We start from the raw sequence: 18,154 nt of genomic DNA, 5'->3' as shown, positions 1-18,154 counted from the left end.
AGCATTCCACAGTAATGTATTTGGAGGATGAAATGGATAATAGAAATAATACCAGTAAGATTGTTGAAGCAGGATTATTCGCAGCACTAACTATAGTAATATCATTTTTTGTATTTTATGTACCTGTTATTGGCATGGTTGCTTTGGCTGTACTACCAATACCCTTTGCTATATTGTATATAAGGCATGATTTTAAATTGGCTGTGAGTTCATTGGTAGTAAGTATAATATTAGTTGCAGTGACTATGGGGATCCAAATAGCAGTAAGCGTTGGAAGCATATATGGCCCAACGGGCTTAGCATTGGGATATTGCTTTAAAAATAGAGTAAAAATGTCAAGGAGTGTATTCCTATTAGCTATAGTTTATATTATTGGAATGGCATTAAACGTGTCTTTTTATCTGCTCTTTGCAGATAGAAATTTCATTGTAAATACGATAAAAAGTAGTATAGACCTTGTTCGGGAATCCTTTGAACAATCAATCCGCATTACCGGTACTACTGTAGACAGTACTCAGTATGAACAATTGAAGCAGATGATTGAAGCTATAACCCCGGAGATGTTTCTTTATTTACTACCTGGGGGCCTTGTATTATACGGATTTGGTGTAGGTTTTATAAATTTCACAGTAACAAGAAGCATATTAAAGAGATTGAGATATGAGGTTATAGAAATTACACCATTTGAAAGAGTATACATAGATAACAGAATAGGTGCATTAATTATCATAATTACTTGCCTAGGTATAATATTAGATAGGACAAATTTGGATATTGGCAAATACATATTTTCTTCAGCGGTTGTAGTTCTGCAGTTCACTCTATTGCTAATTGGAGCAGCTGTCATATACTATTTTGCTAAAAATAAGTTTAACATGAATAAAACCTCAGCAGTGATAATAACAGTGGCATTGATACTGCCACCTATGAATACTATGGCACTTTATATCGGTTTTGCAGATTTAATTTTTGATTTTAGAAAGGTTGATCCAAACAGATTATTTAAGGGCAGAAATAAAAAATAGGTTTTATAGAGATTTGGAAGGCGGAATTTTATGGATAATAACAGGTATAATTATTTTTCCCCCAGCAACAGGGTATATATGATAATTATAGCTCTATTGACAGCTCTTTTGTTTTACTATGGCCATAATTTTGAAGGAATAGTGGTTTTGATGCTATTTGCTGTATTAGTAGTGTACAATATAAAAAGCTCTGAGGCAAAAAAGGATGAATGGCAGAAATTTATAGAAGACTTCTCTATGAAGCTAGATACTGCTACAAGAAATACCTTGATAAACTTACCCTTTCCATTGATAATAACGGGTAGCCAGGGGAATATTGTTTGGTATAATCAAAATATGTCATCGATTTTGAAGCAAGAGCAAATTCTGGGAAAATCAATAAGTACAATTATTAAGGGCTTAGAAATAAGCGCTATCACAGAATCAAAGGATAATCATTTTGAATATATAAACATCAAAGAAAGATACTATCACGTATATACCAGTATTGTTCATGTTTCAGATAATAAAAATGATAAAGATGATATAATTCTATTTTACTTTTATGATATAACCGAAGCAAAAAAAATATATGACAACAGAGAAAGTGTTATGCTTATAGAAGTAGACAATTTAGATGATATACTAAAGACTGTGGATGATGGGCAAAGACCCCTTTTGGTAGCAGAGATTGAAAGAAATATTAACAACTATGCACAAGGCATTAATGCTCTTGTAAGAAAGTATGCTTCCAATAAATATGTTCTTTCAGTACAAGAAAAATATTTAGAAGAAGAAATTAAGAAAAAGTTTGACATCTTGGATGTAATAAGAGAAATAAGTATGGGTAACAAGCTTTCCGTTACACTTAGTATTGGTGTTGGCCGTGGTGGAAACAGCCCTTTAGAAAATCACAACTTTGCCAACTCTGCTAAAGAATTAGCTCTTGGCAGGGGGGGAGACCAAGTTGTTGTTAAATATGGTGAAAGGCTTTTATTCTTTGGTGGTAAGACTAAGGAAATGGAGAAAAGAACCAGAGTGAGAGCTAGAGTTATAGCTCATGCTCTTAGGGATTTAATAAATGAAAGCAGTACAGTTTTTATTATGGGACATAAAAATCCCGATGTGGATTGTCTTGGTGCGGCTGTAGGTCTAAATAGTATTATAAGAAACCTGAAAAAAGAGAGTTATATAATATTAGAACCTCCTAACAGCGGCGTAAAACAGCTCTTAGAAAAGTTTAAAAAGGACCCTGATTATGAAGATGTATTTATAAACTCTGAGGCTTGCAAAGCAAGGATGGATGAAAACAGTCTGCTTATTATTGTAGACGTTCATAATAAAGGCTACATACTTAATGAAGAATTAGTTAAAGAGATAAAGAGGGTCGTAATAATCGACCATCATAGAAAGTCAGCAGACTACATAGAAAATGCTATACTTAGTTATATGGAACCTTATGCTTCCTCTACCTCCGAACTTATTACGGAGATTATTCAGTATATAATAGATAAGCCAAAGCTAAAGCAGCTGGAGGCCGAATCCTTACTAGCCGGGATTTGTGTGGATACCAAGAACTTTTATTTTAAAACAGGGGTAAGAACCTTTGAAGCTGCCTCATTCTTAAGGAGACTTGGTGCCGACACTGTGGATGTAAAAAAGCTATTCTCAGATGACCTAAATACCTATATACAAAGATCAGAAATTATTAAATCAGCTACTGTGGAAAATAATATTGCAATTGCAGTATGCCCACCTTATATAGAAGATACTGTGTTAGCTGCCCAGGCAGCGGATGAACTGCTAAATATTACAGGTATTCAAGCATCTTTTGTATTTGTTAAAATAGAAAATGATTTATACATTAGTGGAAGATCCCTTGGAGATGTAAATGTGCAGGTAATCATGGAAGCTTTAGGCGGTGGTGGACATATGAATATTGCTGGTACTAAACTTTTTAACACAACGGTTGAAGAAGGTTTAAAGGCTCTCAAAGAAGCCATCGACAAAAACTTAATGGAAGGTGAGAAATAATGAAAGTAATTTTACTGCAAGATATAAAGAACATGGGAAAGAAGGGGGATGTGGTTGAAGCCTCTGACGGATATGCACGTAATTATCTTTTTCCAAGAAAGTTAGCTCAAGAAGCTACAGCAGAAAACCTGCACATAATAAACCAAAAGAAAGAAAATGAAAGAAAAAAGAAATTAGCAGAGATAGAAGAAGCTCAGACTTTAGCTGAGAAGTTAAAAGGTAAAGAAGTAAAAATAGCTGTAAAGTGTGGAGATAACGGAAGACTCTTTGGAGCTATTACAAATAAAGATGTAGCTGATATGATTAAGAAACAATACAACGTTGAAATAGATAAGAAGAAGGTTGTTATAGATACAATAAAACAAACTGGAGTATATGATGTAGAAGTAAAGCTTTATGCTGAAGTTTCTACAAAGATGAAGGTTGTAGTTTCTGAGCAATAGGCACAATACAAGAGGAGGATACACATTGAAATCACAGTTCAAAATATATGAATCCCGACTGGACATAACAGATAAAATGTCATTGGAATCACAGATTAAAGTATTATTTGAGGTAGCAAACAACGTATTAGATCAAGGTGCTGTTAAGGCTAGAACTGTAAAATACAAGCTTCAGAAGTATGTTAATAGTGAAGATATATACAAAAGAATATATGCATTAAATAAAATTGTAAGTGATGGTAAGGGAATTGCCGTCACTGTACCTACAGATGACGAAGTGCATGCTGTGCTTGAAGATATAAATAAATGGCTATCAGAAGCTATAGCTAGAAGATATGTTCAAAATGAAATTGAAGCTCAAGTAGAGCAAGCTCTTATGGATAGACAGGACAAGTATGTGGATGAAGTAAGATTAGGTATTATAAGAAAACAAAAAGGTCCTGAAAATGCAAAGACCTTAAAGAAATATGCTGAGTTAGAGGTATTGGACACTCGAAAGCTTTCAAAAAATGTACAGACACTTTTAAGGCCTGAAAGCTTTTCTGAAATTGTTGGACAAGAAAGAGCTATAAAAGCCTTGTTATCTAAAATAGCATCACCATATCCACAGCATATTATATTATATGGACCTCCAGGGGTTGGAAAAACTACCGCTGCAAGATTAGCCTTAGAGGAAGCAAAGAAACTTTCTTATACACCATTCAGTGATAAAGCTAAATTCGTTGAAGTAGATGGTACAACCCTTAGATGGGACCCAAGAGAAATTACTAATCCATTGTTGGGGTCTGTCCATGATCCAATATATCAGGGAAGCAAGAGAGATTTAGCTGAAATAGGCGTACCTGAACCAAAACCGGGTTTAGTTACAGAAGCACACGGCGGCGTTTTATTCATAGATGAAATAGGAGAACTTGATAGTATTCTTCAAAATAAACTTTTAAAGGTATTAGAGGACAAGCGAGTTGAATTTTCATCCTCATACTATGATCCTGATGATGAGAATACGCCAAAGTATATTAAATATTTGTTTGAAAACGGAGCTCCTGCTGATTTTATTTTAATAGGAGCTACAACAAGAGAACCTGAAGAGATAAATCCGGCTCTAAGGTCAAGATGTACTGAAGTATACTTTGAACCACTTTCTGCAAAAGATATTGAGAATATTGTTTTAAATGCTGCAAAAAAGTTAAATATAGAAATGGAAGATGGTGTAGCAGAGCTTATAAGCAGATATACCATAGAAGGCAGAAAAGCTGTTAATATACTTTCTGATGCCTATGGATATGTTCTATATAATAAGAACCAATTAGCGGAAAATAAGGTTAAGATTACTCTACAAGACATGGAAGAAGTAATATCAATAGGAAGATTAACACCATACGAGCAACTGGATAAAAGCCAAAGCCATGAGGTTGGACATATTTATGGCTTAGGAGTTTCAGGCTACATTGGATCTACCATAGAAATTGAAGCGTCAGTGTTTGAAGCCAGAGAAAAGGGCGCAGGTCAAATGCGATTTAATGATACTGCAGGTTCAATGGCAAAGGACTCTGTATTTAATGCTGCTTCGGTTATAAGAAAAATTACTGATAAGGACATTAAGGACTACGATGTTCATGTCAATGTAATTGGTGGAGGAAGAATAGATGGTCCTTCTGCCGGAGCAGCAATAACAGTATGTATTATAAGCGCACTGTTAAATAAGCCTATAAGGCAAGATGTTGCTATAACCGGAGAAATTTCCCTTAGAGGAAAAATAAAACCTGTAGGCGGAATTTTTGAGAAGGTATATGGTGCTAGGAGAAAGGGAATTAAGCTCGTATTAGTTCCAGAAGATAATTATAAGGAAGTTCCTGTGGGACTTAGAGACATAGAAGTAAAAGCAGTTTCTGATATAGAAGAACTGATGAAATATGTATTTTAAACTATAGTAGTAGGAGAGATTAAGTGTGGAGAATAATCAACAAAATGCCGGCAGTCAGATTAATGCTCAGGTAGCCCCCATACTAAGAAGCCTTCCTCAAAATATAGATGCAGAGCAATCCGTTATTGGCTCAATGATTATTGATAAGGCTTCCATAGCTCAGGCTGTGGAAGTTTTAAAAAGTGAAGATTTTTATAGGGATTCCCACAAGGTTATTTTCTCAGCTATTGTAGAATTGTTCCAAAAGGATACTCCTATAGATTTAGTTACGCTCATTGAACACTTACAAGCTACTGATAGATTAGAGGCAGCAGGGGGAATCACATATATTACGCAAATAAGTGATTCAGTACCAACGACAGCTCATCTACAATCCTATATAAAGATTGTAGAGGAAAAGTCAATGCTAAGAAAATTAATAAGGTCATCTACAGAGATAATAGAGGATTGCTATGCAAGACAGGATGATGTAGAAAGTGTATTAGATCTAGCTGAAAAGAGAATATTTGATATTTCAGAAAAGAGATCTACAAGTGATTTTGAACCTATTAGTGCAGTTTTGGAAAGAGGTTTTTTAGAAATTGAGAGACTGTTCAATAATAAGGGGCAGTTTACAGGAATTGAATCTGGCTTTAGAGATTTAGACAATAAGACCTCTGGTTTCCAAAAGGGCGATATGATTTTGGTAGCAGCAAGACCTTCTATGGGTAAGACAACCTTTTCTCTAAATCTTTGTGAGCATGCAGCTCTTAAGTGCGGAAAAAGTGTGGTTATATTCTCATTAGAAATGTCAAAGGAACAGTTGGCTTATAAATTACTCTGTTCCCAGGCAAATGTTGACTTTCAGAAGCTTAGAACCGGTAACTTAGATGATAAGGACTGGGAAAGCATCGCCAGAGTTTCCGGACCTCTTGCAGCAGCTAAGATATACATTGATGATACTGCCGGAGTTTCTGTTATGGAAATGAGGTCAAAGTGCAGAAGAATAAAGATGGAGCATGGAATTGATCTAATAATGATTGACTACCTTCAGCTTATGTCAGGAAGCCCCGGTAGTGATAACAGACAGCAGGAAGTTTCTGAAATATCCAGATCTATCAAGGCTCTTGCAAAGGAGATGCAGTGTCCCGTTATAGCATTGTCCCAGTTATCCCGTGCTCCTGAACAAAGAGCAGACCACAGACCAATGTTGTCTGACCTTAGAGAATCCGGTTCTATTGAGCAGGATGCTGACGTAGTTATGTTCCTTTATAGAGATGAATATTACAATAAGGAAACTGAGGATAAAAATATTGCTGAAGTCATTATTGCTAAGCAAAGAAATGGCCCGGTAGGTACAGTAAAGCTTGCTTGGCTTGGACAGTATAGTAAATTTGGTAATCTGGATAATGTACACCAAAACTTTTAACCAATAAAAAGTTGCCCAAGAGGGCAACTTTTTTAGAAGTTATCTGCTAATACTTCGAAATAGCCTTGTGGATGTAGGCAAGCTGGGCATGTTTGTGGAGCCGATTCACCAACATGGATGTACCCACAGTTGTTACACTTCCACATTAATTCAGTATCCTTCTTAAACACTTTGTTATTTTCAAGATTTTCTAATAATTTTCTATATCTTTCTTCATGATGCTTTTCAACTTCTGCTATTTTTCTGAAAGCTAGTGCTACTGCAGGGAAGCCTTCTTCATCAGCAACCTTTGCAAATTCTGGGTATAAGTCAACCCATTCTTCATTTTCACCGTTAGCAGCAGCTAACAAATTAGCTTTGGTATCTCCTAGTCCAACTGGATAAGAAGCTGTTATTTCAACCATTTCAGTATTTAAGCTTTCATTTAAGAACTTAAAGAATCTCTTTGCATGTTCCTTTTCATTATCTGCTGTTTCAGTAAAAATGTTTGCTATTTGTACATAGCCTTCCTTCTTTGCTACAGATGCATAATATGTATATCTGTTTCTTGCCTGTGATTCCCCTGCAAATGCCTTCATTAAATTTTCAGCTGTTTTTGTTCCCTTTAAAGATTTCATCACTTAACAACTCCTTCTATGAAATTCTTCCATGTATTAATTCTTCATAAAATCTAAAAGTCCTTCAAAATTTAGATAGAAAATGTTAAAGAATAATCAATGTCAGCATAAATAGAGCACATACACATACATATTAGGATGTGATATAATATTTTTGAAACTATAGAAAGTTCAACTTAGATTGGACATAACTTAGGGGGACAATTAAAAATGCAGCCTAATGGCAATGGATATTTAAAACACATTTATAACAATGAGTACAATAGTAAGTATAGTCATAATATTGTTACATATGAAAGTATGATTTATGACAGATTTAGGACAAAGGAAAAGCTCAATGGTTATTGGAACTTCCTAATCGACCCATATGATACCTTTTTAAGGGCAGAATGGTTCAAAGAAAATTCAAAGGACAAAGAAGGAAGAGAGTTACCTTGTGATTACAGTTTTGATGACTGGGAGAGGGTATATGTACCGGCTTGCTGGAACATGGCTGATGATAAGTATTTTTATTATGAGGGCACAGCGGTTTATACAAGAAAGTTTAAATACTTGAAGAAAAGTGAAGATAGAGTATTCCTAAAGTTTGGTGCAGTGAATTATCAATGCAGGATATTTTTAAATAAAGAATTTATAGCATATCATAAAGGTGGATCTACGCCTTTTTATATAGAAGTAACAGACCGACTTTTAGAGGAAAATAGAATACATGTTGTAGTAAACAATATAAGAAGAAGAGAGAGTATACCTACAGACAACCGAGATTGGTTTAATTATGGTGGTATATACAGGGACGTAGAACTAATAAGATTACCTCAAACCTTTATAAAAACCTTTAGAGCTAATGTGGTAGATGGGACAAACCTTCAAAAAATAAAGATTTCAGTAGAGGTGGATGGTAATAATTTAAACGGGAAGGCATTATTGACTATACCGGATTTGGGAGTAAAAAAGGAGTTTAACGTTAATAACGGTAGAGGTGAAATGGAGCTGAAGGTTCAATTGGAGCCATGGAGTCCGGACAACCCTACCCTCTATACTGTTCAAGTCCAATACGGAGATGACTTTGTAATGGATAAGGTTGGATTTAGAGAAATAAGTGTGAAAGGTACAGAAATTTATCTAAATGGACAAAGTATCTATTTGAAGGGGATATGCTGCCATGAAGACAGTATAGAAAATGGAAAAGCTTTAAGTGAAGAAGAAATAATAGAAAATATAAAATTGGCCAAGGAATTAAACTGCAATTTTGTGCGACTTGCCCACTATCCTCATTCAGAGAAAATAACTGAGGCTGCAGACCAATTTGGAATTATGCTTTGGGAGGAAATTGCGGTTAATTGGGCTGTAGACTTTGATAATTCTGCCACCTTGGAGGATGCAAAGAATCAGTTATGCGAGCTGATGATAAGAGATTATAATAGAGCCAGTGTTATAATATGGTCTATCGGTAATGAAAATATCGATACAGATGCTAGGCTTGTATTCATGAAAGAACTGGTAGATACCGTAAAAAATATGGATGATACAAGACTGGTATCTGCAGGATGCCTAATAAATGCTGAGAAAAATATAATAAGTGACAGGTTGATCCAGTATCTTGATATTATAGGCATAAATGAATATTACGGGTGGTATAATGGTAATTTTAATCTCCTTATAGAAGCCTTTAGGAACAGCAGACCAAACAGACCAGTTATCCTTGCGGAATTTGGAGCAGAAGCATTATCTGGCCACATGGGAACCATAGATGAGTTCTTTACCGAAGATTGTCAGGCAGATGTATATAGAAAGCAGTTGAAAATAATAAAGGATGTTCCCTATATCAGAGGAATTAGTCCATGGATTTTATATGATTTTAGGAGTCCGAGAAGGACAAACCAATATCAAAAGGGATATAATCTGAAAGGTTTGTTATCAGCAGATAAAAAATATAAAAAGTTAGCTTATTATATATTAAAAAAATTTTATAATTACTAAAGGTAGGTCCAGTTTAACTGGACCTTTTGTTTGATAGTAGTAGGTATATCTGATATAATTTAGTTAAAGTTATAAAATAAGGTGGGGTAGTAAAATTATGAAATTCTGCGGGAATTGCGGACAACAATTACAAGAAGGGCAAAGGTTCTGTCAAAGGTGTGGAAAGAATTTAATGGTAGTTGATAATAATGGGCAAGTGCCTCTTTCAGTAGAACCGCAATCAGTACATACAGACAACTTAGGTGATACTCAAAATGTGCCAGTAGAAAATACCTACAACTATCAGCAAAACCCTGTGTCTTTTGGTGGACCTGTACCGGCAATGAACGTTACAAAGATAAAAGCTCCAAGAAAACCTATGGGCCTAGGCCTAAAAATAGCTATATCAGCCATCATTCTAATTTTATTAGGAGGGGGAGCTTTCTTTGGTATAGGTAGATACATAACCAGCGAAGGACAAGTAGTAAAGAAAATTGAAAAAGCCATAAACGAAAATGACGCAAAGGAACTTATAAAATATTTATATTCCTCAGAGGAGGACATGAAAATTGACGAAGCTAGTACAGAGATTCTATTGAAATACATAAATAAAGATGAGTATTTTAAAGAAGAGTTGATAGAAAAATTGTCACAGGGCAGAAAGTTCGAAAACTTTTCCATGACAGAGAATGGAAGAACACTTCTTGTGTTCAAGAAATATGTTATGGAAGTTGAACCGCAATATCTAAAACTGTCTTCAAATTATGAAGGGGTCAATATTAAGTTAAATGGAGTATCTATAGGCAAAAGTCAAAAGGATGGAGTTGTAAAAAAATATGGTCCTTTTATACCTGGAAGTTACAAGTTGGAGTTTGTATATGAAAATGAGTTTGGTAGTTCAGTTATTGAAGAAAAGGTAGAGCTTACGAATAATGAATTTTCCTATTATGCAGACTTTAACCTCAAGACGGTATACTGTTATGCAAGTACAGATAGTTTAAAAGTATCTGTGGATGGTATGGAAACAAACATGGAGATTGGTTTGGAAGGCAGCGAGATAGGACCCTTTCCTGATGATAATAACAGAACAATAGTATTTTCTAAAAAATACCCATGGGGAAACCTCGTTTCAATTGATTATAACTCAGATGACATGTTTTATGATTTTTTCATAGAAGAGTTTAAAATAAAGGATTCAGATTTTATAAAGTCTGCAGCACCCTATATTAAAGATTTTATTGTCTCCTATTATACGGCAAAAAGCTCTCTTAACAAAGACTTATTGGTCAATGCCACAGATAATTGTAAGTATGAGTTTGAAAGGAATAATTATTGGGATATACCAGAGGACTACATCTTTAATAAGGCTTACATAAATGGAGAGGCGTTGTATGTTTATAAGGATAATAACACAGGAAGAGATATGTTTACTATATATGTAGGTGCAGAGTATACTTTTATTGATTATGATAATAGGGATATCCTTACCTTAAATATGTACTATGATGAAGCTACCGGTAAGTGGATGATTGACAGCTACAATACTTATGGGTATTTAGATAATGTGGATTTAATAGACTTACAGTAGTATTAATTTAGAAAAGAGTTGATGATTAGATATTTACTAGTCATTAACTCTTTTTATAGTCTATGATAAAATTCTGTTAAAGCCTAAGTACCTGGTACCTTGAAAAGTAAGGTTACCGAAGTCTCCTTCTACCAACATGCCATATTCATTAGCACTAACTCTAAACTCCATTCTGTCTCCGCTTTGTACTTCAAAGGTAACGTAATATGTGGTGCTGGAGTGATGATGGTGGTGTCCAATGTCATTATGGTTGCTATGATGATAGGTAGAAACATCTGCCCTTTTTGTAACTATTCTTGCCTCAACAGTTAAAACCGGTTGAGAATTATTATAATTCCATTGCTTAGCTCCTTTAATTGCATTGACAATAATCATACCGAAGACAAATATAAAACCTAACATTACAAGTAGGGGCACAATATTAAATATAAACCCAAAGGAAACGGAAAAGACATCATCAGGAAAAAACATAAACAAGCTCCTATCACAATTAATTTATTTACAATACTTTACGGATTAATCATACTTAAAGTTCTATATTTTCAAAAATGGCCTTACCCGTCAATATTATTATACTGATGAATATGATACTATAGGCTATAAAAGAAGAGTATGCTATAATTATATCAATATATTGGAAGATGTACAAGTTAAAGTACTTATAGATAAAATACCTCAGTAGAAGGGGATTGTGAGGATTTTATAACAAGCTTCTTAAAAATATGTTATACTTACATATGTAGATTTAATTTGGTGTTTTTAGTAAAAATGCTTAATTTACTTTTTTCCTACTTATTAATATTGGCATTAAACATTGTAGATAGGGCTAGTATAATTCCTGCTTATGGTGGGAATATTATTTTGTTCATTAATTCATAATTTAGGAGGTAACAAGATGAGTGGAGTTTATGAAAGAAGAAGCATAAGAAGGTATACTGACGAACCGGTATCAGAAGGAGAAATAAAAAAACTGTTGATAGCTGCCATGAGTGCACCTTCCGCATCAAACCAGCAACCTTGGCAGTTTATTGTCATCGACGATAAGAGTATAATGGAGGAAATAATGAAGGTTCATCCATATGCTCAGATGCTTAAGGATGCAAGGTTTGCTATTATTGTTTGCGGAGATTTAGAGAGAGCACCTCTAAAAGAATTCTGGGTACAGGATTGTTCCGCAGCTACAGAAAATATATTAATAGCTGCTCATGAACTGGGCTTAGGAGCTGTATGGGTAGGCATATATCCACAAGAAGAGAGGGTAAAGGCAATACAGCAAATAGAAAACTTACCGGAAAAAATTATACCTTTATGTATCATACCCATAGGCCGTCCCGGAGAGAAAAAGGAGCCTGCCAATAGATACGATGATAATAAAGTACATAGGAATAAGTGGTAATACATATATGAATTTATAAGGAAGAGGCTTGACTTCTATACTGTAGAAGTTAGGCCTTATTAATTTTATTCTGGAATAAATGAGCTAAAGTAGAATAGAATTATAGAACAAGCCTGTATTTATAAGCAATTTATGGGGGGTATTCTTTGAAATTACTAAGTAGACTTCGGGGAAAAGGACAGCAGACTAAAATGCTATTTATAATAGCAATCATTGCAGTACTGGAGATAGGGGTCTATTACTATTTTGTATATTATCTAAACAAGATAGTGAGTATTGATAGCATAAGCATAGAAGTTAAACAACACAGTAACTTTCAACTTCCAAAAACAGTAGAGGCAAGGGTAAAGAGCAGTAAATATAAAAGGATATCAGTAATTTGGGATAAGGAAAATATAGATACAAAGCTGACTGGAAATGTAAACCTAACAGGAAGGGTTAAAGGCTTTAATAAGACAGTAAACTTAAAGGTGAGAATTTCTGAATATATTAAGGCAATAGAGAGACCGCGAAAAGTAATTATAGCCGCTGAAGACGGTAACATCTACAAAGATAAACTAAAGCTTCCGGAATACCTATCAGTTGTATACAGCACCGGCAAAACCGCAAGAACGAAGGTTCAGTGGGATACAAGCACGGTGGATAGAAGCACCATAGGTACCTATGAGATAGAAGGGCAGTTTATTAATGACATGCAGTGTGAACCTAAGATTGTATGCATATTAGAAGTGATAGATAAAGAGGAACTCCTTAAAAGGATTATTGTGCAAAACCGATTTTTGAAAAAACTTGAGGTCAAAGAGGCTTTAGGGAAGATAAAGGAGTTACCTGATTATATATTAGAAACCCTATTAAGTGGTAACATTAAAATAAAATATATTGATGAGAGTATAACAAATATGCCGGAATTTCAAAGCTTAAGGGATAAAGAAGAAAAGAATCTAAAAGTTGTTGGAGTTTTTAGATATCCGCAAATATTAATAGACTACCATACTGCAATTAATTACTTATCTTCAAGTGATATTGATGATCTTTCAACTACAACAATTCATGAGATAGGGCACGCTATTGACTTTCTGTTATCCGGTGGGGAAGGTAAACAACTAGGTATATCTTCTGAAAGTGATTTTTTATCAATTTGGAGCAGTGAAGCTGAGAGCTTATTTAGGCCGGAAGTAACCAATTTGCCGCAGGAGCTTAATGATTATTATAGGGCTTACAGTTATGAATATTTTGCCGAGTGCTTTGCCCTTTATTTTCAAAGTGAAACTTCCAGAAAAATATTAATGGATAATGCGCCAAATACCTATGATTTTATTGCTGTTTTATTTAATTAAAGGCATGATACTTCTTTAAGGGGGATATCATGCCTTTTTACTGAGTTACTTCAAATAATAAAGTTGGTGGTTCCTTTCTCACAACTCTGTCCAGTAAATCAAGCTTCTCCAGTATAGATTTTAGCACCTCTTCAGTTTTTAAAGCTTCATCATAGGAATAGGCAGACATCTCAAGCTCCAATAGTACAGGAAACTCTAAAATTTCACAGTGCATCAGTTTAAGGGAAATTTTAAGTTCTTCATTCCACCCGGTTAGATTATCTCCGGAAAAGGACATAAACCTTTCGTAGCCAAGATCAGACAGAGTGCTGTTTATAGTATGGATATTAACAGAGACATCTTTTCCGGTAAGGGCCTTTAGTATAGTGCTGACTTTCATTTCTGATGTTATTTCTTCATCTAGCTCAGCTCTGATATTACAAATGCTTCCTAAATCCTTATCTTTATAGCCTAGGTAATATTTTTTAGTACCATTATTTATAACTTCTGAAAATCTGAGCAGAATATCAGTTTTAAAAAGCTCTCGGCCGTAGGTATGTGTAGTCCAATCTATTTTTCTGGTTAAATCATTTTTCAAAAAAGGTAATTTTTCAAAGGCTTCCTCAAAACTCTTAAAGTAAACTCTAGTCTCTACCTCGTACACTGTTTCCTTTGACATTTTCAACACTCCATTCTATATATAACCACTATTAACGGCAATTGAAACTTTTATTTGTTATAGCTTCAGGACAATTATTTCCTTAAGGGAAGTTTTATTAATGATAATATAATTATTTATTAGGTACTGGATAAAATCAATGGCTTATTGGAAATTTTATTCGTAAAGTTTTAAAGTATTATATTTTAAAGAAACTTTAATGCATATGAAGTTAGAACAATAAAATAAAGCATAGGCAGGATTATAAACCCTGTCTATGCTTTTACTCCTATTGAATATCAATTCTCTTTCTTCTTCTAACTTCCTTATCAAGCTTTGGGAGATTAACTGTTAGTACGCCATCTTTAAAGTTGGCAGAAATTTTAGATTCATCTATATTGTCAACATAGAAGCTTCTTCTAAACTCACCATAATGACGTTCCCTTCTAACATAGTTATCTTTTTTTTCTTCTACTCTGTCTTCTCGTTTTGCACTTATAGTAAGATAATTTCTTTCATAGTCTATATTAATAGCTTCTTTTGGTACTCCTGGAAGATCAGCTTCTACTATATAGGCATCTTCGGTTTCTCTTAGATCTACCTTAAAGGAGTTTCCCATGAAGGCTGCAGGGGTAAAGAAGTCATCGTCAAAGAAATTGCCTAAGAAGTTATTAAAAAAGTCATCTCCTCTTTTTGATAATCCGTTTCTTTTGAATGGAACCATTTCGAACATAATTAATACCTCCTTTAAAATATATAAATTTTATGTTTGACCATCTTTGACTTTATAATACTACTAAGGTCAAAGAAAGTCAAAGTTAAAACTAATAAAATTTACTTAATAATAAAGAGATATTTTAAGCTAGTATCCTATAATTTAGTCTAATCAAAAATTTTGAGAATATTCTCTATTAATATTGACTTTAGTGGAAAATAAGTGCAAAATAAACTAAAGAATTATTATTAATTAACATGTAATCTCATTCGTTTGGGGCAAATCATAAAAACTGCTAGGGATTTATGCAAAAATTAATAATAAGTACAAATAAGGAGTAAAATATATTTAGGGAAATAATTGGGGTGGCTAAAATGAAGGTCGGATTAATCGGATTGGGTAAAAATGGGCTTCAAATTAGGGTTAAATATGAAGAATCACGGACATGAGCCTGTTGTTTATGATAGAATAGTAGACAAGGTGAAAGAAGTAGAGTCAGAGGGATTAAATGTTGCCTAAAGCCTTGAGGACTTATCCAAAAATTCCAGAGAAAAAGAGAAATATGGTTAATGATATCTTCGGGAAAGGTAGTTGCAGCACTAAGAAATGAATTTGGAGGTCATGATGTTGCAAAGAAAACAGAATAAATATATTGCTTCAGCTATGGAAAGGAGAGACCGTAATGCAGAATAAGTTACAGTTACCAGCCGTCATGGTTATTTTTGGCGGTACAGGTGATTTAACACACAGAAAATTAATGCCTTCATTATATAACTTATTTTATCAGGGATTATTGCCGGATAATTTTGCTGTGGTCTCAGTAGGTAGGAGAGACCTCACTGATGAGGAGTATAGAAACCAAGTAAAAGAATCGATTGAAAAGTTTGCCAGATTCAAGCTGGATGAAGAGCTATGGAACAAAATGAAAGAAGTAATATATTATGTAAGATTCAACTTTGACGATGATGATGGTTATGTGCATTTAAAAGAAATACTATCTGATTTAGATAATAAGTACAATACTGCGGGAAACAGATTATATTATTTGGCGGTATCACCTGAGTACTTTGAGGTTATTGTAGATAAATTAGATGTACACAAAATGGACTTAGAGGAAAATTGTGTTAGAAGAATTGTCATTGAAAAACCTTTTGGAAGGGATTTAGCTTCTGCTGCCTATTTAAATGAGCAGATTACCAGAGTCTTTAAAGAAGAAAACACCTACAGGATAGATCATTACCTTGGAAAAGAAATGATTCAAAATATCATGGTAATGAGGTTTGCTAATTCTGTATTTGAACATCTTTGGAACAACAGATATATAGATAACATTCAGATATCTTCCACAGAAACTGTCGGGGTGGAAAACCGTGGAGGCTATTATGAAAATGCCGGGGCTTTGAAGGATATGGTTCAAAATCATATGTTTCAGCTTTTGACACTAACAGCTATGGAGCCACCGGTAAATCTTGAAACCGAGAGCATAAGAGATGAAAAGGTCAAGGTTCTAAGGTCTCTGCAGCCTGTAACGGAGAAATTTGTCCGTGAGAATATGGTTCGAGGACAATACGGTAGGGGCGAGATAGGAATTCACAATATAAAAGGTTATAGGGAAGAAGATAGAGTCTCACCGGAATCAGATATAGAAACCTTCGTAGCTATGAAGCTTTATATTGAGAATTACCGATGGGCCGGAGTACCTTTCTATATAAGAAGCGGTAAGAGAATGGCAAATAAAACCACTGAAATAGTAGTTCAGTTTAAATCACTGCCCAAAATATTGTATGCAAAGGATATGGATTTACAGCCCAGCCTTTTGGTTATCAAAGTTCAGCCAAAGGAAGGAATAATGTTCCAGTTTAATGCGAAAAAGCCTGGTACTGGAAATCAAATTGTTCCAATCCAGATGGACTTTTGCCAAAACTGTTCTATGGAAAATGATTCACCGGAAGCCTATGAGCGTCTGATCTCTGATTTAATAAAGGGGGATTCTACCCTATTTACAAGATGGGATGAAGTGGAGTTTTCATGGAAGTATGTTGATGATGTAACCCGCATATGGAGAAATGAAAAGACTCAATTTCCTAATTATGCAGCCGGAAGCTGGGGACCAGAAGCAGCCCATGAACTTCTAAGGCGTGATGGAAGGCAATGGTGGCTTGTATAAAGGAGTAGGAAATTTATTAGGAAGACTAATAAGTTCTTTACCAGAGGCTTATTTTTTAACTGGAGGTTTAAATATGAAAATTCATGATATTTCAATGCTGATACATCGGAATATGCCGGTATATAATAATTTAGAAGATAAGAGACCCAGAAGAGAGGTAGTTTCAACTTTTGAAACAGGAAGGTATTACGAGAGTAGAATATATATGGATATCCATACCGGAACTCATTTCGATGCTCCTCTTCACATGGTGGAAGGTGGAGATACCATAGAGAATATTGACCTATATAATTGTATTACGCCTTGTATTGTATTTGATCTTACTCACTTGGAAACTGAAATAACTAAGAAAGACCTAGAAAATTTAGAGTTTGGTCAGGGAGACTTTGTTATATTTAAGACCCGAAACTCATTTGTCGAGGAATTTAACTTTAAATTTGTCTTTATAGAAAAGTCTGCAGCAGAATACCTAAGAGATAAAAAAGTTAAAGGAGCAGGTATTGATGCTCTAGGCGTAGAAAGAGGGCAACCGGGACATGAGACCCATAAGGCACTACTGGGCAGTGGAATTACTGTTTTAGAAGGACTCGCCTTAAAGGATATAGAGCCCGGCAAATATTTGCTCTGTGCACTTCCGCTAAAGATTGAAGGTGCAGAAGGAGCTCCGGCCAGAGCGGTTTTGATTGAAGGATTAATATAATTGATTTAAGAAAAGAAGTTACTATAAAAGAGGTTATAGTAGCTTCTTTCTATATTGAAAACCTTAACTGAAAAGAATATAATATACTCGTGACAATAATTGTATATAGTTTGCTTCCATAGCGCAGCCGGTAGCGCAACTGATTCGTAATCAGTAGGTCGGGGGTTCAAATCCCCCTGGAAGCTTTGTTGAAGTTCAATAGTACCAAGTTAATTAAAACCTGGT

The 18,154-nt window shown here is 34.6% G+C and carries 15 protein-coding genes, 1 tRNA gene and 1 pseudogene; 13 read left to right on the top strand and 4 right to left on the bottom strand.

The features are described from left to right. Positions 1 to 32 precede the first annotated feature (32 nt). From FHY60_RS17515 to FHY60_RS17495, 5 genes are all read left to right on the top strand, one after another. Positions 33 to 1,025 carry a YybS family protein gene (locus tag FHY60_RS17515; RefSeq protein WP_163215950.1) on the top strand — a complete coding sequence of 331 codons (993 nt, stop codon included), beginning with the start codon at positions 33 to 35 and terminating at the stop codon, positions 1,023 to 1,025. Positions 1,026 to 1,055: 30 nt separating this feature from the next. Continuing rightward, complete coding sequence (locus FHY60_RS17510) at positions 1,056 to 3,038, top strand: DHH family phosphoesterase (RefSeq protein WP_139906221.1); 1,983 nt, start codon at positions 1,056 to 1,058, stop codon at positions 3,036 to 3,038. Further along, positions 3,038 to 3,481 carry a 50S ribosomal protein L9 gene (gene rplI, locus FHY60_RS17505; RefSeq protein ID WP_139906220.1) on the top strand — a complete coding sequence of 148 codons (444 nt, stop codon included), beginning with the start codon at positions 3,038 to 3,040 and terminating at the stop codon, positions 3,479 to 3,481. The genes FHY60_RS17510 and rplI overlap by 1 nt, the downstream gene beginning before the upstream one ends. A 76-nt stretch (positions 3,482 to 3,557) precedes the next feature. After that, positions 3,558 to 5,405 (top strand): Lon family ATP-dependent protease, encoded by a 1,848-nt coding sequence (gene lonC, locus FHY60_RS17500; RefSeq protein ID WP_163215959.1) that lies wholly within the window; start codon positions 3,558 to 3,560, stop codon positions 5,403 to 5,405. A gap of 25 nt (positions 5,406 to 5,430) precedes the next feature. Then, positions 5,431 to 6,813: a replicative DNA helicase gene (locus FHY60_RS17495; protein ID WP_243122181.1), complete on the top strand. Its 1,383-nt coding sequence runs from the start codon at positions 5,431 to 5,433 to the stop codon at positions 6,811 to 6,813. A 32-nt stretch (positions 6,814 to 6,845) separates the two neighbouring features. On the opposite strand, the gene rbr is transcribed toward FHY60_RS17495, so the two are convergent. Beyond that, entirely contained in the window at positions 6,846 to 7,430 is a 585-nt protein-coding gene (gene rbr, locus FHY60_RS17490) for a rubrerythrin (RefSeq protein WP_139906218.1), read from the bottom strand. 210 nt (positions 7,431 to 7,640) lie between these two features. On the opposite strand from rbr, the gene FHY60_RS17485 reads away from it, so the two are divergent. The 3 genes and pseudogenes from FHY60_RS17485 to FHY60_RS17480 all read left to right on the top strand — a co-directional run bounded on the left by FHY60_RS17485 (position 7,641) and on the right by FHY60_RS17480 (position 10,977). Continuing rightward, positions 7,641 to 9,410 (top strand): glycoside hydrolase family 2 protein, encoded by a 1,770-nt coding sequence (locus tag FHY60_RS17485; RefSeq protein WP_139906217.1) that lies wholly within the window; start codon positions 7,641 to 7,643, stop codon positions 9,408 to 9,410. 97 nt (positions 9,411 to 9,507) lie between these two features. Further along, positions 9,508 to 9,576 (top strand): annotated as a pseudogene (locus FHY60_RS18780) (zinc-ribbon domain-containing protein); the annotation flags it as partial. A 6-nt stretch (positions 9,577 to 9,582) separates the two neighbouring features. Continuing rightward, positions 9,583 to 10,977 (top strand): TcaA 3rd/4th domain-containing protein, encoded by a 1,395-nt coding sequence (locus tag FHY60_RS17480; RefSeq protein ID WP_243122180.1) that lies wholly within the window; start codon positions 9,583 to 9,585, stop codon positions 10,975 to 10,977. A gap of 60 nt (positions 10,978 to 11,037) precedes the next feature. Here the strand turns inward: FHY60_RS17480 and FHY60_RS17475 are convergent, their stop codons facing one another. Beyond that, the gene (locus FHY60_RS17475) at positions 11,038 to 11,448 is read right to left on the bottom strand and encodes a DUF2500 domain-containing protein (protein ID WP_139906215.1); all 411 of its coding nucleotides are present in this window, start codon (positions 11,446 to 11,448) and stop codon (positions 11,038 to 11,040) included. A 424-nt stretch (positions 11,449 to 11,872) separates the two neighbouring features. Between FHY60_RS17475 and FHY60_RS17470 the strand changes: the two genes are divergently transcribed. After that, a complete protein-coding gene (locus FHY60_RS17470) occupies positions 11,873 to 12,373 on the top strand; it encodes a nitroreductase family protein (RefSeq protein ID WP_139906214.1) in 501 nt (166 codons plus the stop codon). Positions 12,374 to 12,519: 146 nt separating this feature from the next. Further along, on the top strand, positions 12,520 to 13,710 hold the full coding sequence (locus FHY60_RS17465; protein ID WP_139906213.1) for an anthrax toxin lethal factor-related metalloendopeptidase: 1,191 nt from the start codon (positions 12,520 to 12,522) through the stop codon (positions 13,708 to 13,710). 37 nt (positions 13,711 to 13,747) lie between these two features. Here FHY60_RS17465 and FHY60_RS17460 read toward each other — a convergent pair whose 3' ends face one another. Together FHY60_RS17460 and hsp18 are read right to left on the bottom strand one after the other, a co-directional pair. After that, entirely contained in the window at positions 13,748 to 14,368 is a 621-nt protein-coding gene (locus FHY60_RS17460) for a hypothetical protein (protein ID WP_139906212.1), read from the bottom strand. A 268-nt stretch (positions 14,369 to 14,636) separates the two neighbouring features. Then, positions 14,637 to 15,080: a heat shock protein Hsp18 gene (gene hsp18 / locus FHY60_RS17455; protein WP_139906211.1), complete on the bottom strand. Its 444-nt coding sequence runs from the start codon at positions 15,078 to 15,080 to the stop codon at positions 14,637 to 14,639. 664 nt (positions 15,081 to 15,744) lie between these two features. Here hsp18 and zwf point away from each other — a divergent pair. The 3 genes from zwf to FHY60_RS17440 all read left to right on the top strand — a co-directional run bounded on the left by zwf (position 15,745) and on the right by FHY60_RS17440 (position 18,114). After that, positions 15,745 to 17,229, top strand: a complete 1,485-nt coding sequence (gene zwf / locus FHY60_RS17450; RefSeq protein WP_139906210.1) for a glucose-6-phosphate dehydrogenase — start codon at positions 15,745 to 15,747, stop codon at positions 17,227 to 17,229. Positions 17,230 to 17,302: 73 nt separating this feature from the next. Next, positions 17,303 to 17,929, top strand: coding sequence for a cyclase family protein (locus FHY60_RS17445; protein ID WP_139906209.1), 627 nt, complete (start codon positions 17,303 to 17,305; stop codon positions 17,927 to 17,929). A 112-nt stretch (positions 17,930 to 18,041) separates the two neighbouring features. Continuing rightward, positions 18,042 to 18,114, top strand: a tRNA-Thr gene (locus FHY60_RS17440). Positions 18,115 to 18,154: the final 40 nt, after the last annotated feature.

It is taken from the genome of Clostridium thermarum, assembly GCF_006351925.1.
Classification (GTDB): domain Bacteria; phylum Bacillota; class Clostridia; order Clostridiales; family Clostridiaceae; genus Clostridium_AU; species Clostridium_AU thermarum.
Note: the sequence above shows the minus strand (reverse complement) of the source record. Positions and strands in the feature narration are given on the sequence as shown.

What these genes read in the sequence shown, in the direction of transcription:
- FHY60_RS17515 (WP_163215950.1), top strand. Translation starts at nt 33, where the DNA reads ATGGATAATAGAAATAATACCAGTAAGATTGTTGAAGCAGGATTATTC.
- FHY60_RS17510 (WP_139906221.1), top strand. Translation starts at nt 1,056, where the DNA reads ATGGATAATAACAGGTATAATTATTTTTCCCCCAGCAACAGGGTATAT.
- rplI (WP_139906220.1), top strand. Translation starts at nt 3,038, where the DNA reads ATGAAAGTAATTTTACTGCAAGATATAAAGAACATGGGAAAGAAGGGG.
- lonC (WP_163215959.1), top strand. Translation starts at nt 3,558, where the DNA reads ATGTCATTGGAATCACAGATTAAAGTATTATTTGAGGTAGCAAACAAC.
- rbr (WP_139906218.1), bottom strand. Translation starts at nt 7,430, where the DNA reads ATGAAATCTTTAAAGGGAACAAAAACAGCTGAAAATTTAATGAAGGCA.
- FHY60_RS17485 (WP_139906217.1), top strand. Translation starts at nt 7,641, where the DNA reads ATGCAGCCTAATGGCAATGGATATTTAAAACACATTTATAACAATGAG.
- FHY60_RS17480 (WP_243122180.1), top strand. Translation starts at nt 9,583, where the DNA reads ATGGTAGTTGATAATAATGGGCAAGTGCCTCTTTCAGTAGAACCGCAA.
- FHY60_RS17475 (WP_139906215.1), bottom strand. Translation starts at nt 11,448, where the DNA reads ATGTTTTTTCCTGATGATGTCTTTTCCGTTTCCTTTGGGTTTATATTT.
- FHY60_RS17470 (WP_139906214.1), top strand. Translation starts at nt 11,873, where the DNA reads ATGAGTGGAGTTTATGAAAGAAGAAGCATAAGAAGGTATACTGACGAA.
- FHY60_RS17460 (WP_139906212.1), bottom strand. Translation starts at nt 14,368, where the DNA reads ATGTCAAAGGAAACAGTGTACGAGGTAGAGACTAGAGTTTACTTTAAG.
- hsp18 (WP_139906211.1), bottom strand. Translation starts at nt 15,080, where the DNA reads ATGTTCGAAATGGTTCCATTCAAAAGAAACGGATTATCAAAAAGAGGA.
- zwf (WP_139906210.1), top strand. Translation starts at nt 15,745, where the DNA reads ATGCAGAATAAGTTACAGTTACCAGCCGTCATGGTTATTTTTGGCGGT.
- FHY60_RS17445 (WP_139906209.1), top strand. Translation starts at nt 17,303, where the DNA reads ATGAAAATTCATGATATTTCAATGCTGATACATCGGAATATGCCGGTA.